Origin of the sequence: Campylobacter troglodytis, from assembly GCF_006864425.1 — a bacterium.
In the GTDB taxonomy this organism is placed as follows: Bacteria; Campylobacterota; Campylobacteria; order Campylobacterales; family Campylobacteraceae; genus Campylobacter_D; species Campylobacter_D troglodytis.
Window position 1 is genome coordinate 16,269 of the sequence record NZ_QHLI01000006.1, and the last position, 25,991, is coordinate 42,259.

The following is a 25,991-nucleotide window of genomic DNA, read 5'->3' on the forward strand; positions in this document are numbered from 1 at the left end:
ATGCAAGATAAGAATAATTTTGATGATTTGATTTTAGGCAAGAGCAACAAAAGCGAAAAGATAAAAAAGATACTTTTAAGGGTAATAGCCTTAGTTATATTATTTTTAGTGGTGATGATAGTTATGAAGCTTATAAATAGCGGAGAGGAAAGACCCTCTCAAACGCTTTTCCCACCAGAGCCTGGCTCAGATACAGGCTTTCAAGACATACCTGTGATGGATAATGCAACCGAGCTTGATGATTTTGCTAGACTAAGACAGATAATGCAAGGAGGAGATGATAGCGTGTCCCTTGAAGACAATCAAACAAGCAGTTTTGTTGCCCCCTTGCCTCAAGAACCTGTGGCCACTCCAAAGCCTCAAGCAGATCCAAAACCTGAGTCAAAGCCAGCTGTGGCTACTCCACAAGTAGCTACACCAAAACCTGAGTCAAAGCCGGTTGTTGCACCACAAGTAGCCACCCCAAAGCCACCTGTGGCTACTCCAAAGCCTGAGCCAAAACCTGAATCAAAGCCAGTAGCTTCTCAAAAACCAGCTCCTACGAATCCAGAAAAGCTCTTTGAAGGAGCAAATCTTTCAGATCAAAAGCTAAGTGCTGGTTCTTACATACAGATCTTTTCGGTTTCAAATTTTGATCCCAAATCAAGAGAGTTGGCCCTCATAGAACAAAACGGCTACAAATACAAGCTTTACAAGACCAAGCTAAACGACAAGGACATCACAAGGGTGCTTGTAGGACCCTTTACAAAGGATGAGTTGCAAAACGAGCTTAAAAAGGTGCAAGAAAAGATAAAAAAAGAAGCCTTTGTCTTTCAGGTAAAATGAAAATGTGCTGAATTTACTTTGAATTTTGCTGAATTTAGCGAAAATTCAGGGTAAATGCTTGAATTTAAAAGGGCGAATTTGCTTTGAATTAAATCAAATTCAAAGAATGTTTGAATTTAAAGCTGACTTTGCTTTGAATTTATGCTTTGGAAAACGCAAAAGCCCCCTCACTTTTGCTTCGTGCTACGCGTCTTGCAACCCGCCCTTGCGGAGAGGGGTTGGGGTGGGTAAGTTTTGTTTAAATTTCTAAAAAAATCACAAGGCAGGCTCGTCTTTCGGCGATAAATTGATTTTAGCGAACTCGGCAGACCGCTGTCGCTTTTAGTCTAGCCTTCGTCCGCTAAAATCAATTTCTCACTCGAAATACTGCACCTTTGATTTGATTTAACTGAAAATTCAGGCTTTTGCCTGAATTTTAGCTGTAATTTTGAGTAAATTTGTGAATTTTTTTAGTATAAAAACCCCCTCCCTTGCGGAGGGGGTTGGGGGTGGGTATCAAGGCGTGAGCCTTGAAAGTGGCGACAAAAAATGCTTACCGCAAAAACAAAGTGTTCTGCTTGCAGTTGCGAGTGTGTAGCACGAAGCAAAAAAATGAATCGAAACTCTTTGATCCGAGCTAAAAAATCACTCTCAAGCGATTAAGGCTCGTTCAAAGGCAACCCAAATTTGAAACTTTGTTTTTGCCACAAGTGTTGCAAAAATAACCTTTGAATTTGTGGATTGTTTCGCTATGTTCGCAACCAGCCCTGTGGGCATTTGCAAGGTAAAGCCTAGCATATTTAAAAACGAAAGTGTCAAAATGAAAGCCTTTGCTGTATTTGGAAATCCAATTTCTCACTCGCTCTCGCCACGCATACACAACAATGCCATAAAAAAGTTGAATTTAAATGCCTTTTATGGCCGTTTTCATCTCACAAATGCAAATGATTTAAGAGAAAGTATTTTTAAGCTAGGATTAAGAGGGGCAAATATAACTCTGCCTTTCAAAGAAGAAGCCTTAAAAATAGCGGATTTTAAGGACAAGATGGCTTTAAATATAGGCTCGGCAAATACCTTGCTTGTAAGAGACTCTAAAATTCACGCATATAATACTGATGGCATAGGCTTTTTGCAAGCAATTGCTGAATTTAAGGAGCTTAAAAGTGCTTTGATCTTGGGTGCTGGAGGCACGGCAAGGGCCTTGGCTTTTGTTTTGGCACAAAATGGCATAAAAGTAAGCATAGCAAATCGCAGTATGGGGTCTTTAAAGCATTTTGCACATTATAAAACCGCTCTTTATGAAGATTTGCTTGAAAATTTAGATAAAAATTCAAGCAAAAAAAATAACGAGCTTTTAAGCAAAAATCTAAATAAAATTCTTGGCACAAATGCCTTTGATCTAATCATAAACACGACCTCAGCAGGACTTAAAGATGAGAATTTGCCCTGCGATGAGCAGCTTTTAAAAGCACTTTTAAGCAAGGCAAAATATGCCTTTGAGGTGATTTATGGTAAACAAACTCCATTTTTGCATCTTGCACACTCGTTTAAAATACCTTGCAAGGACGGAGCGGAAATGCTTTTATGGCAGGGCGTTTTTGCCTTTGAGTTGTTTTTTGATCTTTACAAAAATGAGATTTTTGATTTAGATTCTAAACTCTTTAAAAATTCAAAAACCAGTTTAAATTCAAGCTTAAAAAATTCAACACATTCAAAAAGCTCACACAATTTAAATTCTAAAAATTCAAAGAATTTAAAACTAAGAAGGCTCATTTTTAATGCTATGAGCGAGGCCTTGAATTTAAAAGTTTAGATTACAAAACTTTCTCATTTAAACCTTGACAAGCAAGGCTAGTTCTTGGAAAATCTTAACAAGTAACTTTTGCTTAAACATTTAGCCTTGAATATACTCTTTTTTAAAAGAATTAATCTAAGAAGTTTTGTGAAACAAAATCAACACTGTTTTTAAAAAAGTCTTTTTTAAAAGATCTTGGGCCTTATTCTAAATTTAACAAATTATGTAAAGACCTACCTTATGAAGACTTTGCTTTGCTACATTTATAAGCAACTTGATGCTAAGTTTGTGAATTTATTTGTGAGCTTCTATGAATTTGAAAGATTTGGCTTTATGTGAATTATAAAACACTCAAAATAGCTTACAAATTTTAATTTTGCGTGAATTTACTTTGACAAAAACCTAGTCTTGCATTTTTTGTATTTAGCCTTTTGCATATCTTGTGCCTTGAATTTTTTACGACAAAGTTAGGCAAAACCTAAATTTTAGCTTTTCTTAAAGGAAAATTCGAGACAGTTTAATTTGACACAAGATCATTTTTAAAGTATAAAAAACAAAATAAAAAACAAGTATATGACACATTCTCAAATTTAAAAGATATAATTTAAGGAATTACGAAGTATTTTTTACTTAGCCTCCAACCCCTCCTTTGCAAGAATTGATTTAGGGGCTAAAAACGCTCATCTTTGTCAAAGCTCAAAACAAAATTGTGTGTAAAAGTAAATTCACATTTTAATAGCCAAAGAATGTGAAAAAATCTCAGCGGTGAGATTGAAGTTGATGAGAGTATTTTTGCAACACTAGGCTAGTAACTGCAAAGCAAAAGGGACAAAAAGAATAAAGCGTGGACATGGGGGCTTGTCGCAAAAGTCTTTACTTTGTGCTACTCGTATTGTAGCTGCAAACAAAAGGCTTGCTAGACACTAGATTAGCGTTTATACGCAAGTAATATTGTTCTAGCAAGGAGCTTTTGCCGTAAGATTCTAGCAATTTGCAAGAATCTATCATTTATAGCGATACTTGCAAAGCCTATGATTAACTTATAAATTCTTTACTTAGCTCGTGTCTTTGCAAGAAGGTGCTAAAGCATGGGGTAGTGTTAAGCATTCTAAAAATTAGTTTAGTTTAACTAAGAAACACATAAATTCAAGTGTGAATTTGTTTGTTTCTTACTCTTTTAACTGTGTAGTAGAAGAGCTTTTACCAAGCATAAACTTGCTAAATCCAAAGAAAGCAAAAAATTTTTATGTTTCACTTACAAAAACAGAATGTAAATACAACACGAAAATTCAAGATCAAGCTTTGTATAAAATCTTATTAAAAATGATAAGGCAAAATCCGCTTAAGCTAGATTAAGCCTTATTAAAATAGCTTAGGAAAAATCCTAGCTAATTTTAGCTAAGAGTAATGGCTCAATTAAACTTAACAGAATTTTTTCTTATCAATTTCAGTAAATTTTGACGAGAATTTTGTCCTAAAATTTTCATCTTAATTCAGTTTTTTTATAAATGAAGCACGAAATTTCCTCTTTTAGCCATATAAATTCAACAAGTGTCAACTTCGCAAGCCCCCTTTTGCTTGCAGTTGCAAGATGAGTATCACAAAGCAAAAACATAGATGTCTTTTTTCCAGCCCAACGCCCACATTTTCCACGCACTCTTTTTGCCACAAAGTAGCTCTCATCAACTTCAATCTCAGCACTCATTTTCTAAAAAAACTTCGTGTTGCTGATTTTTCACACTCTTTGGCTATTAAAATGCGAATTTCTTGCATAATTGCATTCATACAAACACGAGAAATTTTGCACATTTTGGCGATTTTTCGCCTCTAAATCAAGGACCTCTTGCAAAGGGACAAGAGGATTAACGAAGTAAAAAATACTTCAAAATTGCCATAAATTTTTTAAGACAATTAGGGGAATATATCATATACTTGTTTTTCATTGAACTCTTTATACTTTAAAATGATCTTGTATCAAATTAAATTGAGTCTAAAATGATAAGGCACAATCCGCTGAAGCTAGACTAAGCCTTATTAAAAAAATAGCTTAGTGAAAATCCTAGCTAATTTTAGCTAAAAGTATAAATTCCCGTAAAAATATTAACTCAGCCCTTAAACCACTCAGTAAGCTTGTCAAAAAAGCCCTTTTGTTCCTCATTTAAGCCCTCTTCATTAATGCCAAAGCTCTTATTTAGCCTTTGTAATAAATCTTTTTGTTCCTCGTTTATCCTTTGTGGGAATTTTATGTCTATTTGAACTATTTGCCTTCCTCTTCTTTGGCTGTGTAAGTCCTTAATACCTTCATTTTCAAGCACAAATCTATCCCCACTTTTTGCTCCTAAGGGAAGCTGCAAGAAGGCGTGGGATCTAAGAGTTGGCACCTTGATTTTTTCTCCAAGTGCAACCTGGGTAAAAAAGATAGGAAATTCTATATAGACATCTTGTCCGTCTCTTACGAAAAACTCATCATTTGCTACCTCTATGCGAACAAGTAGATCCCCCCTACTTCCATCTTTTAGCACATTTCCCCTGCCACTTACCCTTAAACTCATACCCTCATCTATGCCCTCAGGAACTTGCACCTCAACACTTTCTTTAAGCTCCTCGTGTCCCTTGCCCTTGCACTGGGTGCATTTTTCTTTTATGATCTGTCCCTTGCCTAGACACTCAGGACAAGTTTGCACAAAGGTCATAAAGCCTCTGCTAACCCCTACTTGCCCCTTGCCCTTGCACTGATGACAAGTTGTTAATGCTCCATCCTTTGAGCCTGAGCCCTTACAAGCCTTGCAAGAGCTTTTATAGCTAAAATCAACAGTCTTCTTGCATCCAAAAATGGCTTCTTTGAAGCTTAAATTGAGCATTACAGCCAAATTTGCCTTGTAGCTATCTTGGGTACTACTTTTTTTAGAGCTACTCCCAAAGCCTCCCCCAAAAAAGCTTGAAAAAATATCGCCCAGATCAAAGTCCTCAAAGCCCCCAAAGCCACCTGAATTTTTAAGTCCATCTCGTCCGTATCTATCATAAATTGCTCTTTTTTCATCATCGCTTAAAACCTCGTAAGCTTCGTTTATGAGCTTGAATTTAGCCTCGGCATTGGCATCTCCTTGGTTGCGATCAGGATGGAATTCAAGGGCAAGTTTTCTATAAGCCTTTTTTATACTTTGTTTATCTGCATCCCTTGAAATTTCTAAGAGCTCATAATAATCTATATCCACTTAACTTCCTTTGTCCTAGCTAAAATAAAGAATTATTTTACCAAATTTTGTAAATCTTAGGTTAAATTCACTTAATTTTGTTACAATTGCAAGGATTAACTTTAAAAAAGGACAAAAATTATGATTAATGTATTGATGATAGAGGATGATGCTGATTTTGCTACCTTGCTTTCAGAGTATTTGGCTCAGTTTAATATTAAAATAACAAACTACGAAGATCCTTATCTAAAAATCGATGCAAACATAGCAAACTATGACTGCTTAATCCTAGATCTAACCCTACCAGGACTTGATGGGCTTGAGGTGTGTAGAGAGCTTAGAGCAAAAAGTGATATTCCCATCATTATCTCCTCAGCCAGAGGGGATCTAAGCGACAAGGTAGTGGGACTTCAAATTGGTGCTGATGATTATCTAGCAAAGCCTTATGATCCAAGGGAGATGTATGCAAGGATTATGAGTTTGATTCGCCGCTCTAAGAAAAATGCTGAAAATAACGCAACTTCTAGCTCTGAAAGTTCTTTTAAGGTGGATGAAAAAAGACACGAGATAAGCTACAAGGGTAGGGTTTTAACCCTAACCCCAGCTGAGTATGAGATTCTAGATTATCTTATCTCCCAACACGGCTTTTCAATATCAAGAGAGCAGCTTACCAAGCATTGCAAAAGCTTAAAGGACGGAAATTCTAAGAGCTTAGATGTTATCATTGGTCGTTTAAGATCAAAGATCGATGATAATTCCAAGTCCCCAAGACACATAGTAGCTGTTAGGGGTATAGGGTATAAGCTCATAGGATGAGATATTATTCCATTCGCTTTAAGATTAGCGTTTTATTTGCCATTGTTTTTGCCCTAATTGCTGCCTTGTTTATTATTTGTATTAATCTAGCCATTGATTCAAGCCATCAAGAACAAAATGAATACAATGAAAAAATGGTAAATCAACTTCTTAGCACCTACAGCTCAAACAACAAGATCGATGTGGTAGAGTATTTAGACAGCAGAGGCTTTAATGTGATCAAGGATCAAGCTCTAATTAAAAGGATCAAAGAGGATGGCAAGGAGCTTTTTAGGCTTGAAACGAATTTGTCGGTTTTTTCTTCTATTTCCTACCGAGATGCTGTGCTTTTAAGGATAGAAAATCAAGACTATGATCTGCTTTTAACCACAAAGAAAAAGACCATGTCCTTTGAGGTGATCTTGTTTGGCTTTTTGCTTTCCTTGTTTATCACCTTGCTTTTGTATCTATCCATAATACGTTCTTTAAATCCACTTGAAAGGCTAAGAAGACAAATTGCCAAGACTATGAGCGGAGAGGACTTTCATCCCAGTGAATACACAAACGATGAGATAGGAGAAATAGCCACAGAATTCTTAATCACCCTTAAAAAGATGAAAGAGCTTATAGAATCAAGACAGCTTTTTTTACGCACCATTATGCACGAGTTTAAAACCCCCATAGGCAAGGGCAGGATAGTAGCTGAAATGGTAAAAGAAGAAAAGCAAAAAAAGAGGCTAATTACCATCTTTAAAAGGCTTAATGCTTTGATTGATGAAAGTGCTAAAATAGAAAGCTTGTTTTCAAAAAACTACAAGCTAAACATTCGCCCTTATAGCTTTAATGAGATCTTGGCTAAGGCTAAAAAACTACTTCTTGATGGGGAATTTGATAAAAACATCATCATCAAAAAAAATGACAATCCTTTCTTCAATGTAGATCTTGACATCTTTGCCTTGGTGCTTAAAAATTTAATAGACAATGCCCTTAAATACTCAGACGATGGGCTTTGCCTCATAGAATGCTTTGAAAACTGTATATACATTAAAAACAAGGGCAGAGCTTTGAAGTATGATTATAAGGAGTATGTAAAGGCCTTTGTCAGAGATAAGGATAATAGCGTAGAGGGTATGGGGCTAGGACTTTACATAGTGGATAAGACCTGTAAGAGTCATAATTTTGATCTAAGTTATAGCTATGTTGATTCTTTACACTCCTTCAAAATAACTACCCCCCCCCCCTTATCTACCAAAAACAAAAGCATTTTTTAAGAAAAAACAGTGAGTAAAAAAACCAGCGAAAAATTCAACGAACTAGTAGCAAGCTTTGCAAGCCTACCAACCATAGGTAAGAAAACAGCCATTCGCCTAGCCTATTTTGTGAGTAAAAATCACCTCTTAGGCACCAAACTAGCCCAAGACATAGAAAATGCCATTCGTTTCATCAAGCCTTGCAGTAAATGTGGGGCACTAAGCGAGAATGAGTGTTGTGAAATTTGCAGCGATGAGGACAGGCAAAGAGCTGTTCTTTGTGTGGTAGAAAGTGCAAGGGATGTTTTGATCTTAGAAGAAAGTGGAAGCTTTAATGGGCTTTATTTTGTGCTTGATGAGTTAAGTGATGAAAAGCTAACCAAACTGCGTGTGATGATAGCTGAATTTGGGGTTAAGGAGCTAATCTTTGCCTTCACGCATTCTGTGAATGCTGATGCAATGAGCTTTTTTGTTGAAGATAAACTCAAAGATATGAATTTGGAGTTTAGCAAGATAGCCCAAGGCATTCCAAGTGGGGTGCATTTAGAAAATGTAGATCTCATCTCCTTGCATAAGGCTATGGTTTTTCGCACGAAGTTAAAGTGAGTTTATTTAAAACTTGCTAATTTTAGCCATTTACTCCACAAGCTCATTGACAAAAAAATTTTAGGCTCAAGATACTTTAATAGGATTTTCTTTTATTAATTTCAGTAAATTTTGATGATAATTGTGTCCCAAATTTTTAGTATTGTATATAAATTCTATTTCTTTGAAATGAAACACAAAATTTTCTTTTTTTAACTATTAAATTTAGCTAAACGAAACTTCGCAAATCCCTAGAAAGTATCTATGCCGTTGATATGATTTCGTCCGTTCGCAAACTCGTTTTTAGAGTGTTTTACAAAATCTTGTGCTTTTACTCCGCAAAGAAACGAGTGAGTAACATGAAGTAAAAATCCACCAAACCATCATAAGCTTTGAAGCCCTACTGTAAATTTCACTTTCTTTAAGCTTTGCAAGGTCCCTTATGATAAGCAATAGCCTTTTGATAGAGTAAGTATTTGAGTGTATAAACATAGCCGTTGCGTTTTAGCATCACTTCTTGCAAGGTTACGAGTGTGTAGCACGAAGTAAAAACACGGACATTTTCTTGTCAGCCCCACGCCCACGCTTTCCACGCATCCTTTTTGCCCCTTCTGCTAGCAGTTGCAAGACGAAACGAAGTAAAAAATAATTCTCATCAACTTCGATTTAACCACTCATCTTGCTGATTTTTTCGCACTCTTTGGCTATTAAAATGCGAATTTCACGCAAAATTCTATTCACACAAGGACGAGAAATTTTGCAAATTTCTGCGATTTTTTTCGCCTCTAAATCAAGGCTTCTTGCAAAGAGATGTGCCGAAGGGCTAATTAAAAATATCTTAAAATTTCCTTTACATTTAGCGAAATTCGCAAACAGATCTTTGATTTTCATAGGACTTAGCTTAAAAACCCTTTGGTTTAAGTTTAATTCAGCCTTTTAAAAAACTTCGTTTGTCAAAGAAATTATATTTTCTACAAAAGTGATTTTTCACAAAAAAGCGACACTTTGCCAAAAAACTTCTCTTTTTAAAGAGGCCTTTGTTTGAGATGCTTTGTAATGCTTAGTTATGATAGAGGAATAATTAGATCTTTTTCAAGGCTTAGTGTAACAAAATTTATTTCTTATTTTGCTTTGAAATTGGCTTTTTTCAATGCTTTTTAAAAAGATTTTATTTTATCAAAGGCTCAAGACACTTTAATTTGATACAAATCCTATTAAAGTATTTTAGCCAAAATCAATTATAAAAGCACCTAAAATCCTTCAAAGCTACTTAAAGCTAGACATTAACCTCACTCTTGCTTACCCTTAATGAGCCTTTGCAATCTTTGTTTGTTTTCCTCAAAAAAGCTTTCAAAGCTTTTTTCTTCTTTTTTAATGGGTGTTTTTTGCTCTTCTTTTATGTCTGTGCTTTCTAGGATGATGTTTGAATTTCCTATGATCATTACAAAACGTTTTAAGCCGTATTCTAAGATGATGAATTGATTGTGTCTGTCAAGGGGTCTTTGAAAGATGATTCTAAAATCCTTGTTTGAAGTAGCACCTCGTCTGGTAAGTCTTTTATTAAGCATCCAAAGTGCGATAAGAAGCAAAAATAAAAGCAAGATAACAATAATATAATTTGTATAATCAAAGCCCTCTATCTTGGCTTCTTGTTCTTGTCTAAGTGGCAAGGTGCTTGATATAACCGCTGTTTGAGGCAAGGCTCTTATCATAAGTCCTGTTTTATCATTTATAAGACTTAGATCAATCTTTGCCTCGCTTTTAGCCTCAAACATAATGACGGTTTTGTTTTTAGAAGGAGAAATGAGCATCTTGCTAAGTAGGCTTGAGTTGATGTTTTTTACTTCTTCTTTTGAGTAATTAAGATTATTTAGTGTGATAAGTAGCTCATTTTTGCTTCTTTTTTGATCTATTTGCCCCTCATAAACTCCATCAAAAGATAGGGTTATGTTGACACTGTTGGCATTGTTACTGTGAATTTTGTAGTCTATGATATTTAGTGCAAAAAGGGGCAAGGCTAGAAAAAGAAGCACATAAAATTTCATTAAACTTCTTTTTTAAAATACTGCAAAACTGTTTTAGAATCTAAAATTTCATTGATACGAATGGCTAAATTTCTCTCATACACCATCACCTCTCCCTTGCCAAAGATGCGTCTGTTTATATAAAGCTCAACGCTTTCTCCTGCTGGCTTTTCAAGATCTATAACAGAACCAACCTCTAATTTCAACAAGGAAGCCACAGACATAGTAGTAGTGCCAAGTTCGCTAACAAATTCAACAGTAATATCAAGTATATCCTCATAGGTCTCAATGAGACCCATATGGTTACCATATTCGTTTAATTGCTCACTCATATCTTTTTATAGCCCACTCTAAAAGAAAAAGAACCAGACTCATAGGCTACTTCACTGTCTAGCTTGAAATTTGCAAAGTCTATTCTGCCTAGGTATTCAGGTATGCCAAGTTTATAGTTTTCTCCCTTTTCATTTAGCTTGATCTTTGCATAACCTATGATCTGATTAGCAAATTCCTTGGATAAATCGCACCAATCATCCTCATTAAGAACCACATCTTGCAAATAAACCTCCTGATAGGTCTCAAAGGCTTCTTTTGGAAAAAAAAGATAAAAATTAAACTCGCCCTCGTCCTTACTTGTAAGAGGTATGGCCGAGCCGTAAAGCTCACCGCTTAACTTCTCTTTTGTCTTAACAAGCTTACACTGTAAAATTTCCTCAAAAAAATGCTTAACGGACTGTTCTATAATATTAAACATTCCCCTCTCCTCAAAGTATTTTGTATATTATATTAAAAAATAAAAAATATTTTAAGCTAAATTCAAAAAATCTCATCAAGCCTAGCCAATACCTCACTTAACTTCCCACTCTCAAAGGCTTGCACGAGGCTTGTGCCAACTATGGCTCCGTCTGCTATCTTTTGACATTCCTTCACATCAGATCTTGTTTTTACTCCAAAGCCCACAAAAATGGGCAAGTTTGTAAGCTTTTTAAGCTCTGTAATTAGGCTTTGAAGCCTTTGATGTTCTATTTGATTGCCCCCTGTGATGCCTATGCTTGCAAGTGCATATACAAAGCCAGATGCCCTACTTAAAATCTTTTTAAGCCTTTGCTTGTCTGTGGTTACGCTTACAAGGGGGATGAGGGCAAGTTTTGCCCTTTGACACTCTTTAAAAAGGGCTTCATTTTCCTCAAAGGGCAGTTCAGGCACGATTAAACCGCTAACTCCAACGCTTTTTGCCATTTTAACGAATTTTTCAAGCCCATAAGAAAAAATGAGATTATAATACACCAAAAGCACCAAGGTTTTGCTTGTTTTAATGCCTTTTAAAAGCTCAAATACCTTGTGAATGTCTGTTCCTTCCTCCATAGCCTTTCTAGCTGCCTCAAAGATCACAGCCCCATCAGCGATAGGATCAGAATAAGGAATGCCTATTTCTAAAATGTCAAGCTTACTCTCATCTAAATGCTCTAAAAATTCACGCGTCAAGCTTAAATTTGGATAGCCAGCGACTATGTAGCCTACATTTGCCTTGCCTTTGAAATGAAAATCACCCATAAATCTTTCCTTTCTCATAGTGTTGTATGGTGTGAATGTCCTTATCTCCACGGCCTGAGACATTTACAAGCACCCTTGTGTCCTTTTTCACACGAAGTTTTGACAAATAAGCAAGAGCGTGTGCACTTTCAATGGCAGGTATGATGCCCTCTTTCTCGCAAAGTAGCTTTAAGGCCTCAACGCACTCATCATCGCTAATGGCATAGTACTCAACCCTTTTTGTGTCGTGCAAATGTGCATGAAAAGGACCAACACCAGGATAATCAAGCCCAGCAGATATGCTATGCACGCTTAAAATGTTGCCAAGGCTGTCTTGCAAGACCTTTGTAAGCATTCCGTGTATTATGCCATCTCGCCCCTTTGTAAGTGTGGCTGCGTGGTAAGGGGTATTTGCTCCAAGTCCTGCTGCTTCTATGCCTATTAGACGAACGCTCTTATCTTTTAAAAACTCGTTAAAAATGCCTATGGCATTTGAGCCCCCACCAACGCAAGCTATGATGATGTCTGGCTTTTTGCCTAGCTTTTTAAACTGCTTTTTAGCCTCCTTGCCTATGACGCTTTGAAAATGCGTTACCATTTGTGGATAAGGATAAGGACCCACCGCACTTCCTATAACATAAAAAACATTTTCTATCTGTGCTACCCAAGACTGTATGGCTGCTGTGGTGGCTTCTTTAAGGGTTTTAAGCCCTGTTTTTATTTCATTGACCTTCGCTCCTAAAAGCTTCATTTTATAAACATTTAAGGCCTGTCTTTTAGCATCCACCTCGCCCATAAAAACCTCACATTCAAGCCCTAACAGTGCTGCTGCTGTTGCTGTGGCAAGGCCGTGCTGCCCTGCACCTGTTTCGGCAATTAGCTTTTTTTTGCCCATATATCTTGCTAGAAGTGCTTGAGCTAGTGCGTTATTAATCTTATGAGCTCCTGTGTGATTTAAATCCTCGCGTTTTAAATAAATTTCAAAGCCAAAATGCTTGCTTAAATTCTTAGCATAATAAAGAGGCGAGGGACGTCCTACATAGTTTTTTAAAAGCTCTTCAAGCTCTTTTTTAAAGGGCTTTGAGGGGGCGAATTTTTCAAAGGCTTTTTCAAGTTCTATCAAAGCATTCATAGCCGTTTCAGGCACAAACTGCCCTCCAAATTTGCCGTAATAGGATTTTTTAGCTTTCATTTATCTACCTCTTGTGTTTGCTTGAATTTATCTTGTGAATTTTACTTAAAATTTGCGTGAATTTTTGTTAAAAATCAAATAAATTTAATGAAAAAATTAATAAGCTAAGCCATTTTTTCTAACTTAGTAAGATTTAAGAAATTATGCTAAAATGAAAGAGTATTAAATTAAGACTATGCAAAAGGCTTTAATTAAAGATAGAAGTTAAAGTTAAATTTCACACAAATAAATTCAAGCTTTTAAATGCTAAAAACTACAAAAAATGGAGTAAAAATGATAGATAAAATTCTAAATGATAAGGGCTTTATAAGGCTTATGCAAGGGCATTGTTATGAGGTAATTTCAAGATTAATTGACTTAAAGATAGAATTTAACATAGTGGCAAATACCAAATTTTGCTCTTATGAGCCAGAACTTCCAAAGGATTTAGATCCAAGCAAAAATCCCCTTGTGATGTTTGTGCTAGCAGGTTATACCTTTGAGAGTGTGAATTTACAAAAGGATAAGCTGATCTTTCACGCTGGCTTTGGACCCAACGACTTTGCTTCTTTTGTTACTGTGGATCTAGCAGCCATAGCACAAATTCAGGTGCAAGATAATGTGATCTTTGTGAATTTTAGCTTTTATCAAGGGTTTGATGAAGATAAACTAACTCAAAACTCAGCAGATATCTTCCTTAAAAATCCCAAAAACAAGGACAAGCTTAAAAATAATTTAAAAGAAGAGGATAAAGAAGAAGGCTCTATATTTTTAAAAGACCCAAAGGGCGAGGATAAGCTTAAAAAATGAGCTTGTTTTCTAGCTTAAACGAGGCACAAATAGAAGCTGCAAAGCACATTGACGGAGCTATGCTAATCTTAGCAGGTGCAGGAAGTGGCAAAACTAAAACCATCACAACCCGCCTTGCTTATCTCATCGATGAGGTGGGCATTCCTGCAAGCTCTACGCTTACGCTTACCTTTACAAACAAAGCCGCAAGTGTGATGAGGACAAGGGCTTTGAATTTACTAACAAACAAAGCCTCGCACAATCCCTTACTTTGCACCTTTCATAAATTTGGGTTAATGTTTTTAAGGTTATACATAGAAAAACTTGGACGAAAGAATGATTTTGTCATCATTGACACGGATGATCAAAAGAAAATCATAAAAGGGCTTACGAGCGATGATGAAAAAATGACCGTTTCAAGCGTTTTGAGCTTCATAAGTAGCTGTAAAAACGAGCTTATGAGCGTGGAGGATGCGTTTAGGGAGCTAATTCACCTACCAAGCAGCGATAAGGAAAGGCTTGAAAAAAAGGTGCGTTATTATAAGGAATATCAAGAGACTTTAAATAGGCTTAATTTTGTGGATTTTGATGATTTGCTTTTGCTTACATACACCATTTTACAGGCAGATGAAGCCTTTGCAAAAGAGCAGAGTACGAAGTATCAATACATAATGGTAGATGAGTATCAAGACACAAACGAGCTACAATATCAAATTTTACGCAAGCTTTGCACCACGCACGAAAATATCGCCGTTGTGGGCGATGATGATCAAAGCATTTATGCTTGGCGTGGGGCAAAAATCGAAAATATCTTAAATTTTCAGCACCAATTTCACAATGTTAAAATTGTAAAATTAGAACAAAACTATCGCTCTGTGGGGACGGTTTTAGAGGCTGCAAATTCCTTAATCGCAAATAATAAAAATAGGCTTGGAAAAACTTTAATTTCCACAAAAGAAATGGGCGAGGACCTTGAAATCTTGCAAAATGCCGATGAAAAGGACGAGGGCGAGGTTGTAGCTGCTAAAATCAAAGAGCTTTTAAACACAGGCACAAAGCCAAATGAAATAGCCATTTTATACCGCGTAAATGCCCTCTCTCGTGCCTTGGAGGAAGCCTTGATGAGAGTGAAACTACCCTTTAAAATTTTAAGCGGAATGAGATTTTACGAAAGGGCTGAGATAAAGGACATAATAGCATACTTGCGTTTTTTGCTAAATGTAAAGGATGATTTTTCTTTTAAACGAATAATAAACAAGCCAAAAAGAGGCTTTGGGGATACGAGCTTAAAAAAACTTGAAATTAAGGCTAGGGAGCTAAATTTATCATTATTTGAAACACTTTGTGCTTTGCAAGGAAGTAAATTTTTAAGCACAAAACTTGACAAGGAAATGAGTGAATTTATAGGCATAATAGAGGATTTAAGGCAAATAGATGATTTGGGGCTTTTGCTTGATGAGTTTGAGAATAATATAAAGCTGAAAGATTTTTACAAAGAAAGTGCAGATGAAAATGATAGGGTGCGAAATATCGATGAGTTTTACGCAAATGTCAAGGAAAGGGCAAAGAGTGGGGAGCTAGCGAGCATAAACGAGCTTTTAAATGAGATTTCCTTGCAAAGCGAGCAAGACGGCATCGAGGGCGAGTGCGTGTATTTGATGAGCATACACGCTAGCAAGGGGCTTGAATTTGAGTGCGTTTTCATAGTGGGGCTTGAGGATGGCTTTTTTCCTATACTTGGTGATGATAGCGACTTAGAAGAAGAGCGCCGCCTTGCCTATGTGGCAATCACGAGAGCGAAAAAGAGGCTATTTTTAAGTAGTGTCAACTCTCGTTTTCACCGCGGAAGCCGTAGTTACAGCCTGCAAACGAGTATATTTTTAAAGGAAATGGGCGTTTTTGACGAGGATTTTGAGCCTGAAACGGTGCAAGCCCTACAAGATGAGAGTTTTAATGCTAGGCTAAACAAGCTAAACGCTAATTCACAGAACTTTAAAGCAAATGAGCCTTTTAAAAAAGGCGATTTAGTCAAACACAAAATCTTTGGCATAGGGCGCGTTGTAGTCTCGTCAAAAGACAAGGTGGGCGTGAATTTTGGTGGCATTGAAAGGACAATTTTGGCTGAGTTTTTGGAAAGGGTGAAGGGGTTTGAATAGCTTTTAACTTTGCTTGAATTTATTTAAATTTGTGTGAATTTACTTGAATTTTAGCTTTGGTAAAGTCTGAATTTTACGCATTTTTTATGAAATTCACGCAAAATGCTTAAAAAATTCACAAAATTCCACACCAAAAACGCCAAAACGAGAACGAAAATTCACGCTTGCGTGAATTTTCCGTTAAATTAAAATCAAAGGTGCAGTATTTCGAGTGAGAAAATGATTTTTGTGCGTGAGGGCTAGACTAAAAAAGTGTCTGCTAAACGCCAAAAAGCATTTTATCGCCGAAAGACGAACCAAGCCGATTTTATAAAAAAGCCAACAAAAAATGCTAAATTTTACAAAAAACGCTAAAATTCACAAAACATAAAATTAAAGGGGATGGATTGAATAAACTTTTCGTTGCTTATAAGCCTGAAAATCTTAGCTCTAACGCCTTTCTAGCCACGCTTAAAAGAAAGTATAAGGTCAAAAAAGCAGGCTATTCTGGCACGCTAGACCCCTTTGCAAAGGGCGTTTTGATAGTCGCTTTTGGAAGCTACACTCGCCTTTTTCGCTTTTTGAAAAAAACGCCCAAACGCTATGAATGCACGCTTTGGCTAGGTGCAAGCTCAAAAAGCCTTGATACGCATAATATAACAAAAATAGATGAAATTCAGCCATTTTCAAGCGAACTTTTAGAAAAAATTAGGCAAGAATTACTTGGCGAGCTAGAATTTACGCCTCCAAAATTCAGTGCAAAACGCATTGAGGGCAAAAGGGCTTACAAGCTCGCTGCAAAAGGCGAGGAAGTCGCACTAAAACCTTGCTTTATGAGCATTTATGAAAGCGAGATTTTAGGCTATAAACACCCCTATTTAAGCCTGCGTTTGAGTGTCAGCGAGGGGGCATACATTCGCTCATATTGTGAAATGTTTGCCAAAAAACTTGGCATAAATGCGACTTTAAGTAGCCTTGAAAGGCTTAGCGAGGGGGACTTTGTTTATGAAAACGAAAAGCCGCTTGATGTGATGAGCTTTTTAAATTTGCCAAAAAATGAGCTTTTAGTGCCTAAAAATTTAGAAAATGGCATTAAACTTGCTTTAACTGAGTTAAAAATTCAAAAAAATGGCGAATTTTTAATCGACAATAAAGAAAATTTTAGTATCATAAGCATAAAAGAGGGCAAGGTAAGTTATATTTTAAATAAGGTTGAAAAATGCTAATACTCTCAAGAAAAGAAGGCGAGAGCATAAGGCTTGGAGAGGATATAGAGATTAAAATCGTTCAAACAGCCAAGGGATCTGCTAAGATAGGCATAGAGGCTCCAAAAAATATCTTGATTTTAAGGAAGGAACTTTGTGAGGAAATCAAGGATAAAAACTTGTTTTCTGTTGGAAAAGATGAGGCTATCTTAGATGGTCTAAGCCAGAAAATAAAGCAATGAAAGCAAATGCCAAGGCAAATATATTTTTAAAGATCACAGGCTTTGATGGGAGAAGATATCATTATATAGAATCTCGCTATGTGCTTTTAGATGAGCTTTTTGATGAGCTTGAGCTAAGCAAAGACAAGCAAAAAGAGGGCTTTGAGATTTTAAGCGATTTTAGCTGCGAGGATAATATCTTGCACAAAGCCTACAAGCTCTTGTGCGAGGAAGGCTTTCAAAACGAGCTTGAAGCTTGCTTTTCTCAATACTCTTTAAAACTTGATAAAAAAATTCCAGTTGGAGGTGGGCTTGGCGGTGGTAGCTCTGATGGGGCTTGCTTTTTAAGATTAATGAATGAAAACTTGAATTTAAAGCTTTCAACAGAAAGGCTAATGAAGCTAGGAGCAAGGCTTGGAGCCGATGTTAGCTTTTTTTTAAGTGGCTTTAAAAGCGCAAATGTAAGCGGCATAGGACAGCTTATTAAAGAATTTGATGACGAGTTGCCAAGGCTTAACTTTACTTTTCCAGATCTTAGTTGCAATACAGCCTTAGTTTATGAGGAGTTTGACAAGGGTGCTTTTGATCTTAAAAAAAGTGCCATCCTAGCAAAAGAGTTTCAAAATCACACAAGTAAAAGACTTCTTGAAATAAAAAATACCATCTTAAACGATTTATTTACTCCTTGTGTAAGTTTATATCCTAAAATGTCAATGTTTTTACAAGGAAATTATTTTCTAAGCGGTAGCGGGAGTGCTGTCTTTAAGGTAGATGAATGAAGCTTATCGCTAGAAACAAAAAAGCCTTGTTTGACTATGAGATCTTAGAAAAATTTGAAGCTGGCATAGAGCTAAAAGGTAGCGAGGTGGTGGCTTTAAGGGCTGGTAGGGCGAATTTAAAGGATAGCTTTGCTAGGATTATTAAGGGTGAGCTTTTTTTGCTAAATGCACATATTTCACATCTTAGCACGACAAATGCACACTTTCGCCACGATGAAAGGCGTCCTAGAAAGCTTTTGATGCATAGAAAGCAAATCGACAAGCTTTTTGGCAAGGTAAGTCTTGGCGGACTCACACTCATAGTGCTTGATATGTATTTTAACGCCAAAAACCGTGTCAAATGCACACTTTGTCTAGCCAAGGGCAAACAGTTGCACGACAAAAGAGAAACTTTGAAAAAAAAGCAAGCAGATTTAGAGGCAAGAGCAGCTATAAAGAGAACAAGGGGATACTAGTAAATTTAAAGAGTTTAAAAAGCTGAATTTTAATAAGCAAGAATGCGTTTTTTAAGGTGTGTAATTTTGTAAGATACTAGCAAGGTGCTTGAAGTTTAGTTTGTTTAAAAAATGAAATGTATTAAGAAGGTGTATATTTTTAAAAAAGAACTTTTTAAAAGTGTTGAATTTTGTTTAAGCATTGCAAAAGATCTCAAAAGAGATCTTTTTGCTTGGTATTGTAGCAATTGAATCGCTTTTTTAAAGATTTAAAATGACAAGCTTGTGCGGACAAATCAATGCTTTTAAAAAAGGTGTTTTTTTGTAAAAGCGTTTTTGATTAGCTTTATAACTAAGGCTATTTTTAAAAAAAAGGCTGATAAGTAGACAGTGGCAAGAAAAAAGGGTTTAAATTCAAGTACTCGGATTGAATGAAGGAAGCTTTATGAAGAAATTTTTAACTATGCTTGTTATTTTTTGTGCCTTTGTGGGCTGTTTCAAAGAAGAGGTGGTAAATGACTTTGTCTTTGAGGAGTTTAAGCTTGGAGAAAGGATAGGGCTAAAAAGTGTCAGCGGACAAAGCATAAGCTTGATTCGCACTCAAAAGGGCTTTGTTATTGAAGGTGATGAGGATATGGTTTTGATGTTTGATTTTTTTGGCACCTTTTGTGCTCCTTGCAAGGAAGAAGCTGCCCTTTTAACCCAGCTTTGGCAAAAAAATTCAGATAAATTCACCCTCATAGGTCTAAGTCATTTTGAGGATGTAAGCGATGAGGTGGTTAGGGAATTTGCAGAGGATTATGGGGCTTTTTATTTTTTAAGCAATGAAAATGTCAATGCTAGGATAGTCTCTCAGGTCTTAAAAGACATAAACTATCAAAATATGGAACAACTTCCCTTCAAGGTGGCTTTGAAAAACGGCGAGTATCAAGAATTAAGCTCTGGCTTTGATAAGAATTTAAAAAGGCATTTTTATTTGGGTGCTGTGCCTATGTCTCTTATGCAAGATGATTTAAATCTTATTTTTGGAAAAAAAGATGCACAAAACTGATTTTTGTGAAGAATTAGATCTTAAAGAACCCAAGATGTTTAAGGTGCTTTTGCTTAATGATGATACCACCACTATGGACTTTGTGATCGAGATTTTGATGAGCATTTTTCATTATGATTTAGAAGGTGCTAGCCGGATAATGCTTGATATACATTGCAATGGAAGTGGGGTGTGTGGAATTTATACCGAAGAAATCGCCCTTTCAAAGAAAAAACAAGTAGAAAGTGCCGCAAAAGAAGCGAACTTTCCACTACAAACAAGGATAGAAGAAGAATGAAATACCAAGAAGATTTAAAAAAATACCTAGCAAACGCTAAGCATTTAAGTATGATTAACCGCCACGAGTTTGTTACTTGTGAGCATTTGCTCTTTGCTCTTTTGAAGCTAAGCCCTGATTTTAGACATATATTTGAGGAATTTGCTGATGGGGAGTTTGACATCTTAGAAAATGAGCTAAAAAACCACATAGCCCAAAGAAATCAAATTCTAAGCCAGGATGTTGAGCCTGTGCATTCTGTCGTGCTTGATGACATACTTGCTACCCTAGAAAGGGAAAAAAACACCCAAGAACTTAAGATCATTGACTTCTTAGAGGGTGTAAGTAGGGATAACCGCACTTATTCTAAGTTTTTGCTTGAAAAGCATGCCCTAGATTTTAGTAAGATAGAGGAGCTTAAAAGCACAGAGGACTTTGAGAATTTAAAAAATTTTACAATTGATCTTTTATCCCTAGCCAAAAGCGGACGCATAGATCCTTTAATAGGCAGAAGCTTTGAGCTTGATAGAATGATACAAATTCTATCTCGCAGAAAGAAAAATAACCCCGTGCTTGTAGGAGAGGCTGGGGTTGGAAAAACAGCCATTGTTGAGGGCTTAGCCTTGGCTATAGCCGAAAAAAGGGTGCCAAAAAGCTTGCAAAATGCCAAAATTTACGCCCTTGACATAGCCTCTTTGCTTTCAGGCACAAAGTATAGAGGAGACTTTGAAAAGAGGCTTAAAGACATAGTTAATGAGCTTATGAAGGTTACAGATGCCATTTTGTTTATAGATGAAATTCACACCATAGTTGGTGCTGGTGCTGCAAGTGAGAGCCACACTGATATGTCAAATCTCCTAAAACCAGCCCTCTCAAATGGCTCACTTAAATGCATAGGTGCTACAACCTTTATGGAGTATAAAAATACCTTTGATAAAAACAAGGCCTTAAGTCGCCGTTTTGCTAAGATCGATGTGGATGAGCCAAGCAAAGATGAGGCTTTGCTTATAGTCAAGGGGCTTAAAAGTAAGTATGAGGAGCATCATAATATTAAATTCAGCGATGAGGTGCTTGAGGCCAGTGTTGAGCTTGGAAAGAAATTCTTTCAGGACAAATTCCTTCCTGATTCTGCTATTGATTTAATAGACGAGCTTGGAGCCAGCTTTGTGCTTAAAGAGCCTAAAAAAGTAGCCACCTTGAAGGATTTAGAAGATACCCTAGCAAAGATGACGCATTCTCATAAGGTCTTTGAATTAGACAAATCAAAGATGCTTAAAAATCTTGAAAAGTCTTTAAAAAGTCGAATTTTTGGGCAAGATGAGGTGATTAGCTCTCTTTGTGCCACCCTTCGTCAAAGCTATGCTGGGCTTAAGGGTGCAAATTCACCTCGTGGGGTATTTTTATTCACAGGCAGCAGTGGGGTTGGTAAGACCGAGCTTTGTAGGGTTTTGGCTGAGAGTTTGGGGCTTCATTTAGAGCGCTTTGATATGAGTGAGTATGCTGAAAAACACACCATTAGTAAGCTAATAGGAGCTCCTGCTGGCTATGTGGGCTATGAGGATGGGGGGCTTTTAAGCAATGCTGTGCGTAAAAATCCTTTCAGTGTGGTGCTTTTTGATGAAATAGAAAAGGCTCATCCTGAGCTAAGCAATACCTTTTTGCAAATTTTTGACAATGCAAGTCTTACTGATAACATAGGACTTAAAGCAGATTTTAAAAACACCATCATAGTAATGACCTCAAATTTAGGCTTAAAAGAAAGTGCTGAAATGGGCTTTTTAAGCAAGAATGAAGAAAAAAGCAACCGTGCCATTAAGGACTTTTTTGCCCCTGAGTTCATAAACCGCATCGATAAGATCTTGCGCTTTAATGATCTAAGTGATGAGAGCCTAGAAAAGATAGTTCAAAAAGAACTTGATGAGATGGCTAAAAATCTTAAAAATATAAGCATAATAGCAGATAGCAAGACAAAGATTTATCTAGCAAAAAAGGCTTACAAGAAGGAATTTGGAGTAAGATTACTTAAAAGGGTTATCTCAGAAGAAATTGGAGAGAAATTAAGCGATGAGATCCTCTTTGGTAAGCTTAAAAATGGAGGACTTGTGAGGCTTAGGCTCAAAAACGAACTTATAGAATTTAGCTTTTAAATTCTACTAGCCTGGCTTTAAAGGGTGTTGAATTTTAAAAATATATCCCTTTGTAGGAAGGCATATTAAAAAGAAGATCTTGCAAATCTAGCTTTTTATTTTCAAATAACAAGCTAGATTGCAAGAAGAACAAAGCCTTGAATTTAGCATAGCTGTGAATTAAGCACTTTATATTAAGAAATTAAGCCTTGTTTGTTTGAATATATTTTGTCCAAATTAAGCTTAAAGCAAAGGATCTTGAAATTAAAAGCTATGAAAAAAAGGGCTTAGCTTTGAATTTCACAGATCTAAGTTAGGGAATTTTAAAGTATTTTCGTTATACTTGCAATTTTACAAGAGGTCCTTGATTTAAGGGCAAAGAAATTGCTGAAATTTGCGAAATTCCTTGTGTTTGCGTGAATAAAATTTTGCAAGAACTTTGAATTTTCATAGCCAAAGAATGTGAAAAATCAGCAAAACAAAGTTTCTTTGGAAAACAAGTGAAGTTTTTTAAAAAATGAGTGCTGAATTTAAGCTTATGAAAGTTATTTTGGTGGTGTGTGCGGTAAGCGTGGATGCGATGCTGGTAAAAATGCCTTCTTTTTACTTCGCATTCTTGTAACTTCGTAGTAGAATAGGCTTTGACATAGCTTAAATAAATTTTGTGGTATTAAAAGAGCAAATTTTATCCTTCATTTAAAAGACATGAATATGAAAATTTAGGATAAAATTCTCAGCAAAATTTATTAAAATCAACATTTATTAAAATTGATAAGCAAAAATCCGCTTAAGTTGTATTAGGCCAAATTTAATTAAACAAAGAACCCTATATAAGAAATTAAGCCTTATTGTGCTTGAAAATATTTTACTTTAAATGAAAGGGGCTTTGATGTTTTCTAAGCTTGCCCCACAAGAACTTTATCAACTCCTTTTAAAAGCACCAAAGGATGCTCCTGTTTTGTTAAGCGATAGGCTTGAAAAAAAACTCTTGCTTGAAGCCTATAAATTTGGGCTTTTTCCTTGGACGAACAAGCCTGTTTCTTGGTGGTGTCCTGACCCGAGAATGATTTTATATCCTACTGAAATTTACAAGCAAAAAAGCACTCGCCGCTTTTTAAACCGCTATGAAATAAGGCTTGATGAAGCCTTTGAGGAGCTTATATTTTTGTGCGCAAATTCTAGAAAACAAACCTGGCTAGATAGGGACTTTATAAGAATTTATAGCGAGCTTTTTAAGGATGGCATAGCTCATAGCGTGGAAATTTACGAGGATAAAAGGCTGGTGGGGGGTATTTATGGTCTTATTATGGGAAAGATCTTTTTTGGCGAGAGTATGGTAAGCCTTGCTAAAAATGCTTCAAAGGTTGCTATGATAGCACTTTGTGAGCTTTTAGCCCCCTATGATTTCATAATCGATTGTCAAATCTACAATCCCCATCTAGCCTTTATGGGTGCTAAAAATGTGCCAAGGGCTGAATTTTTAAGCATTTTGGAGAAAAAAATTCAGCAAAAAAGCGGGTTTGTTGAATTTAAATCTTTGCTTACTAGCTAGAATTTGTAAATTTTAGATATTTAAAAGGCTAAAATTGCAAAGACTCAAGATGCTTTGATCAAATTGACCAAATTAAACTTAACAGCATTTTCTCTTATCAATTTTAGTAAATTTTGATTATAATTTTATTCTGAATTTTCGTCTTAATTTTTTGCAAGTGAAGGATAAAATTTTCAGCCCTTAAATGTAGTTAAATGAAATTTCGCAAATTTATATTATGCAGTTGCAAGAATATCAAGTAAACACATAATAGTTTTATGACCAGCACCATACCGACATTTTACACGCACACCACCGAAGTAACTTTCATAAGCTTAAATTCAACGCTTATTTTTTCAAAAACTTTGCTTTTCTTGTTTTCTAAATAAACTTTGTTTTGCTGATTTTTCACATTATTTGGCTATTACAATGCGGATTTCTTGCAAAATTCTATTCACACAAGCACGAGCAATTTTGCAAATTTCAAAGATTTTCTTTGCCTTTAAATCAAGGCTTCTTGCAAGATTGCGAGTGTAAGAAAAATGCTTTACAATTTCCCCAACTTAAGTTCTTTGAAATTCACAAATGAATCATATACTTGTTTTTCATTTTGCTCTTAATACTTTAAAATGTTCTTGTATCAAATTAAAATATATTGAGCCATTTCTTTTACAAACAAAATCCACAAAGTGTAATCAATCACCCCTCAGCTCTTTTAAGCTTGTTTAAATAGCGATATACGCTTGGCCCCAATATTTTAAGTAGCTTGGCGACTAGGTACAGCTTAGCTTTTATGTTGAAAATACCCTTGTCATAAAGCGTTTTGATAATGTCGTTTTTTTGCGTAGCACTGAGCGCAAAATCTGATTTTAGATAGTTTATGTCAATGTGTTGAGCTAAAATATCCTCTATATCTAGGCTTAAATTCTCTATTTGGCTGTGCGGACTTTGGCTAGTTTCGCTTGCATTTAAAGTGTGCGTTGGCAAAGCCACTTAAATTTTCAAGCTCTTTTATGCACAGCCAAGCTCGTTAGTGCCCCGATTTATACACAAAATGCCAACTAAATTTTGCCCCTGCTTTATAAAAAATGGCAAGCCTAAGCTTGTTTTCTTGTGTTATTACCTTTACACAAAAAATCCTATTTTAAATACGCATATTCTTGCAAAAGTTTGCTTGCAAAGTTGTTAGCGTCGAATTTATGGTGCGTTTGCTTATGACTGTTTTCAACCTGCGCTATGAAAGAGCCTTCTTTTGAGATCTTGTGAAAGACTAGCTCCTAGCTTTTGTCAAGTACTTGCCTTAAAAAAAATGCCTTAGTTTGATCTTCTTTTTGCTTTTTGTGCATTTTTAAGCCCTTTGGCTAAATTTTTTGCCATAAAATTAAAATTTGATAAAATTTTTGTGATAAATTTTAAAGGAAAGAGCATAAATTTTTTAATAACTTTAATGCAAGATTATCCAAAATTCACAGACAGTTATTCTACTCGTAAAGTCTTTGCTAATTTAGTCTTTGCCCTAGCAAATCCCCCTAAACTCTGCCATAAGCAAGAGTGCAAAAAGTATAAAAGATACAAGGGCTAAAACTTGTCATTATCCAGTTTCTATACTACTGATAGTGTTTTTGATTGCAAGGCTTAAAATTCACGCTAGCCTTTTGCTTGTTAATGTTTTTGTCGCCCTTGCAACTGTATGCCCCTTAGTCAAATCCACTCAGCTCTTGGGCGTGGGCCAAACCTTGGGCTTTTTGGCTATTCATAGCTTGTAGTGCGATTTTGGGCAAGATGCTTTTAGGCAGTGCGACAAGAATCGCCCTTAGGCTTTTGAATTTGCTAGGGGATTTGGTGATGATGCTAGTTGGCTTTATCGCAGGAATTCCTGTGTTTGTCGAGCTAGGCTTTGTGCTTTTAGCGGCTTTGGCTTATCGCCAAAGAGCTTGGACTATCTCGCATAAAGCTTGGCATAGCCTTGATTAGCTCGCTAAAGCACCTTGTATCTTGCCGCCATAGCTACCACTATAGTAGTGAGCTTGGGGGCAAATATCGGCACTGTGATTTGGACCTTGCGTATCACTTGTGGCTTCTTTGATAGCTTTGGCCCCACTTTTTAAAGGCACAAAAAGCTCGAAGCTTTGCTTGTGAAATATCAACATAGACAAAGCGAATTTGCCCTCAAATTCAGCCACTTTCTTTTGTTGCTCCCTTTTTAATGCTCTTAAAAACGGTTTTATCTTCCTTGTCTTAAGCGGACCTTATCAGCTTCAAATCCTATCATTGCTTTGCTTATAAGCGTTTTTGTGGGCTTATTAGACTTCGCCA

Annotated in this window: 26 protein-coding genes and 4 pseudogenes; 19 read left to right on the forward strand and 11 right to left on the reverse strand. The window is 36.2% G+C overall.

Annotated features, from left to right (window positions below; all coding sequences use genetic code 11):
• The 3 genes from DMC01_RS02355 (at window position 1) to DMC01_RS13115 (ending at window position 1,402) form a co-directional block, all read left to right on the forward strand.
• Complete coding sequence (locus DMC01_RS02355; RefSeq protein WP_142692694.1) at window positions 1-825, forward strand: SPOR domain-containing protein; 825 nt, start codon at window positions 1-3, stop codon at window positions 823-825.
• 58 nt (window positions 826-883) lie between these two features.
• Window positions 884-1,075 carry a hypothetical protein gene (locus DMC01_RS02360; protein WP_142692695.1) on the forward strand — a complete coding sequence of 64 codons (192 nt, stop codon included), beginning with the start codon at window positions 884-886 and terminating at the stop codon, window positions 1,073-1,075.
• A gap of 189 nt (window positions 1,076-1,264) precedes the next feature.
• Window positions 1,265-1,402 (forward strand): hypothetical protein, encoded by a 138-nt coding sequence (locus DMC01_RS13115; protein WP_185908621.1) that lies wholly within the window; start codon window positions 1,265-1,267, stop codon window positions 1,400-1,402.
• Between the two features lie 53 nt (window positions 1,403-1,455).
• On the opposite strand, the gene DMC01_RS13120 is transcribed toward DMC01_RS13115, so the two are convergent.
• Window positions 1,456-1,623 (reverse strand): hypothetical protein, encoded by a 168-nt coding sequence (locus tag DMC01_RS13120; protein ID WP_185908623.1) that lies wholly within the window; start codon window positions 1,621-1,623, stop codon window positions 1,456-1,458.
• A gap of 1 nt (window position 1,624) precedes the next feature.
• On the opposite strand from DMC01_RS13120, the pseudogene aroE reads away from it, so the two are divergent.
• Window positions 1,625-2,428, forward strand: a pseudogene (gene aroE, locus DMC01_RS02365) (shikimate dehydrogenase); the annotation flags it as partial.
• Between the two features lie 1,780 nt (window positions 2,429-4,208).
• Here aroE and DMC01_RS16365 read toward each other — a convergent pair.
• Together DMC01_RS16365 and dnaJ are read right to left on the reverse strand one after the other, a co-directional pair.
• Window positions 4,209-4,542: pseudogene (locus tag DMC01_RS16365) on the reverse strand (hypothetical protein); the annotation flags it as partial.
• 162 nt (window positions 4,543-4,704) lie between these two features.
• Complete coding sequence (dnaJ, locus tag DMC01_RS02375) at window positions 4,705-5,814, reverse strand: molecular chaperone DnaJ (protein ID WP_142692698.1); 1,110 nt, start codon at window positions 5,812-5,814, stop codon at window positions 4,705-4,707.
• Window positions 5,815-5,934: 120 nt separating this feature from the next.
• Between dnaJ and DMC01_RS02380 the strand changes: the two genes are divergently transcribed.
• Genes DMC01_RS02380 through recR form a run of 3 tightly spaced genes read left to right on the forward strand, consistent with a single transcriptional unit; the run spans window position 5,935 to window position 8,444 of the window.
• A complete protein-coding gene (locus DMC01_RS02380; RefSeq protein WP_142692699.1) occupies window positions 5,935-6,609 on the forward strand; it encodes a response regulator transcription factor in 675 nt (224 codons plus the stop codon).
• Window positions 6,606-7,859 carry an ArsS family sensor histidine kinase gene (locus DMC01_RS02385; RefSeq protein WP_142692700.1) on the forward strand — a complete coding sequence of 418 codons (1,254 nt, stop codon included), beginning with the start codon at window positions 6,606-6,608 and terminating at the stop codon, window positions 7,857-7,859. Before DMC01_RS02380 ends, DMC01_RS02385 begins: the two co-directional genes overlap by 4 nt.
• 9 nt (window positions 7,860-7,868) lie before the next feature.
• Window positions 7,869-8,444 (forward strand): recombination mediator RecR, encoded by a 576-nt coding sequence (recR, locus tag DMC01_RS02390; protein WP_142692701.1) that lies wholly within the window; start codon window positions 7,869-7,871, stop codon window positions 8,442-8,444.
• Window positions 8,445-8,510: 66 nt separating this feature from the next.
• On the opposite strand, the pseudogene DMC01_RS16370 reads toward recR, so the two are convergent.
• The 6 genes and pseudogenes from DMC01_RS16370 to trpB form a co-directional block, all read right to left on the reverse strand.
• Window positions 8,511-9,215 (reverse strand): annotated as a pseudogene (locus DMC01_RS16370) (hypothetical protein); the annotation flags it as partial.
• A gap of 497 nt (window positions 9,216-9,712) precedes the next feature.
• Complete coding sequence (locus tag DMC01_RS02400; protein WP_142692703.1) at window positions 9,713-10,468, reverse strand: hypothetical protein; 756 nt, start codon at window positions 10,466-10,468, stop codon at window positions 9,713-9,715.
• Window positions 10,468-10,779, reverse strand: a complete 312-nt coding sequence (fliN, locus tag DMC01_RS02405; RefSeq protein ID WP_142692704.1) for a flagellar motor switch protein FliN — start codon at window positions 10,777-10,779, stop codon at window positions 10,468-10,470. Before fliN ends, DMC01_RS02400 begins: the two co-directional genes overlap by 1 nt.
• Complete coding sequence (locus tag DMC01_RS02410) at window positions 10,776-11,198, reverse strand: hypothetical protein (RefSeq protein WP_142692705.1); 423 nt, start codon at window positions 11,196-11,198, stop codon at window positions 10,776-10,778. Before DMC01_RS02410 ends, fliN begins: the two co-directional genes overlap by 4 nt.
• Before the next feature lie 62 nt (window positions 11,199-11,260).
• A complete protein-coding gene (gene trpA / locus DMC01_RS02415; RefSeq protein WP_142692706.1) occupies window positions 11,261-11,998 on the reverse strand; it encodes a tryptophan synthase subunit alpha in 738 nt (245 codons plus the stop codon).
• The gene (trpB, locus tag DMC01_RS02420) at window positions 11,991-13,169 is read right to left on the reverse strand and encodes a tryptophan synthase subunit beta (protein ID WP_142692707.1); all 1,179 of its coding nucleotides are present in this window, start codon (window positions 13,167-13,169) and stop codon (window positions 11,991-11,993) included. The genes trpA and trpB overlap by 8 nt, the downstream gene beginning before the upstream one ends.
• 273 nt (window positions 13,170-13,442) lie before the next feature.
• Between trpB and DMC01_RS02425 the strand changes: the two are divergent.
• The 10 genes and pseudogenes from DMC01_RS02425 to aat all read left to right on the forward strand — a co-directional run.
• A pseudogene (locus tag DMC01_RS02425) lies at window positions 13,443-13,877 on the forward strand (hypothetical protein); the annotation flags it as partial.
• Window positions 13,878-13,954: 77 nt separating this feature from the next.
• Window positions 13,955-16,093, forward strand: coding sequence for an ATP-dependent helicase (locus tag DMC01_RS02430; protein WP_142692708.1), 2,139 nt, complete (start codon window positions 13,955-13,957; stop codon window positions 16,091-16,093).
• A gap of 386 nt (window positions 16,094-16,479) precedes the next feature.
• Window positions 16,480-17,298: a tRNA pseudouridine(55) synthase TruB gene (gene truB, locus DMC01_RS02435; protein WP_142692709.1), complete on the forward strand. Its 819-nt coding sequence runs from the start codon at window positions 16,480-16,482 to the stop codon at window positions 17,296-17,298.
• Complete coding sequence (gene csrA, locus DMC01_RS02440) at window positions 17,292-17,519, forward strand: carbon storage regulator CsrA (protein ID WP_142692710.1); 228 nt, start codon at window positions 17,292-17,294, stop codon at window positions 17,517-17,519. The genes truB and csrA overlap by 7 nt, the downstream gene beginning before the upstream one ends.
• The gene (locus DMC01_RS02445; protein WP_142692711.1) at window positions 17,516-18,277 is read left to right on the forward strand and encodes a 4-(cytidine 5'-diphospho)-2-C-methyl-D-erythritol kinase; all 762 of its coding nucleotides are present in this window, start codon (window positions 17,516-17,518) and stop codon (window positions 18,275-18,277) included. The genes csrA and DMC01_RS02445 overlap by 4 nt, the downstream gene beginning before the upstream one ends.
• The gene (gene smpB / locus DMC01_RS02450; RefSeq protein WP_142692712.1) at window positions 18,274-18,732 is read left to right on the forward strand and encodes an SsrA-binding protein SmpB; all 459 of its coding nucleotides are present in this window, start codon (window positions 18,274-18,276) and stop codon (window positions 18,730-18,732) included. Before DMC01_RS02445 ends, smpB begins: the two co-directional genes overlap by 4 nt.
• Before the next feature lie 424 nt (window positions 18,733-19,156).
• Window positions 19,157-19,762 (forward strand): TlpA disulfide reductase family protein, encoded by a 606-nt coding sequence (locus DMC01_RS02455; protein ID WP_142692713.1) that lies wholly within the window; start codon window positions 19,157-19,159, stop codon window positions 19,760-19,762.
• The gene (locus tag DMC01_RS02460) at window positions 19,749-20,039 is read left to right on the forward strand and encodes an ATP-dependent Clp protease adaptor ClpS (protein WP_142692714.1); all 291 of its coding nucleotides are present in this window, start codon (window positions 19,749-19,751) and stop codon (window positions 20,037-20,039) included. The genes DMC01_RS02455 and DMC01_RS02460 overlap by 14 nt, the downstream gene beginning before the upstream one ends.
• Window positions 20,036-22,165: an AAA family ATPase gene (locus DMC01_RS02465; RefSeq protein ID WP_142692715.1), complete on the forward strand. Its 2,130-nt coding sequence runs from the start codon at window positions 20,036-20,038 to the stop codon at window positions 22,163-22,165. Before DMC01_RS02460 ends, DMC01_RS02465 begins: the two co-directional genes overlap by 4 nt.
• Window positions 22,166-23,033: 868 nt before the next feature.
• Window positions 23,034-23,696 carry a leucyl/phenylalanyl-tRNA--protein transferase gene (gene aat / locus DMC01_RS02470; RefSeq protein WP_246058949.1) on the forward strand — a complete coding sequence of 221 codons (663 nt, stop codon included), beginning with the start codon at window positions 23,034-23,036 and terminating at the stop codon, window positions 23,694-23,696.
• Window positions 23,697-24,374: 678 nt separating this feature from the next.
• On the opposite strand, the gene DMC01_RS14715 is transcribed toward aat, so the two are convergent.
• Complete coding sequence (locus DMC01_RS14715; protein WP_246058950.1) at window positions 24,375-24,668, reverse strand: helix-turn-helix domain-containing protein; 294 nt, start codon at window positions 24,666-24,668, stop codon at window positions 24,375-24,377.
• A gap of 364 nt (window positions 24,669-25,032) precedes the next feature.
• Between DMC01_RS14715 and DMC01_RS02480 the strand changes: the two genes are divergently transcribed.
• Together DMC01_RS02480 and DMC01_RS02490 are read left to right on the forward strand one after the other, a co-directional pair.
• Window positions 25,033-25,257: a hypothetical protein gene (locus tag DMC01_RS02480; RefSeq protein ID WP_142692717.1), complete on the forward strand. Its 225-nt coding sequence runs from the start codon at window positions 25,033-25,035 to the stop codon at window positions 25,255-25,257.
• 173 nt (window positions 25,258-25,430) lie between these two features.
• Entirely contained in the window at window positions 25,431-25,649 is a 219-nt protein-coding gene (locus DMC01_RS02490) for a GntT/GntP/DsdX family permease (protein ID WP_282432230.1), read from the forward strand.
• Here DMC01_RS02490 and DMC01_RS02495 read toward each other — a convergent pair.
• Window positions 25,646-25,858, reverse strand: coding sequence for a hypothetical protein (locus tag DMC01_RS02495; RefSeq protein ID WP_142692719.1), 213 nt, complete (start codon window positions 25,856-25,858; stop codon window positions 25,646-25,648). The genes DMC01_RS02490 and DMC01_RS02495 overlap by 4 nt on opposite strands.
• Between the last annotated feature and the right edge of the window lie 133 nt (window positions 25,859-25,991).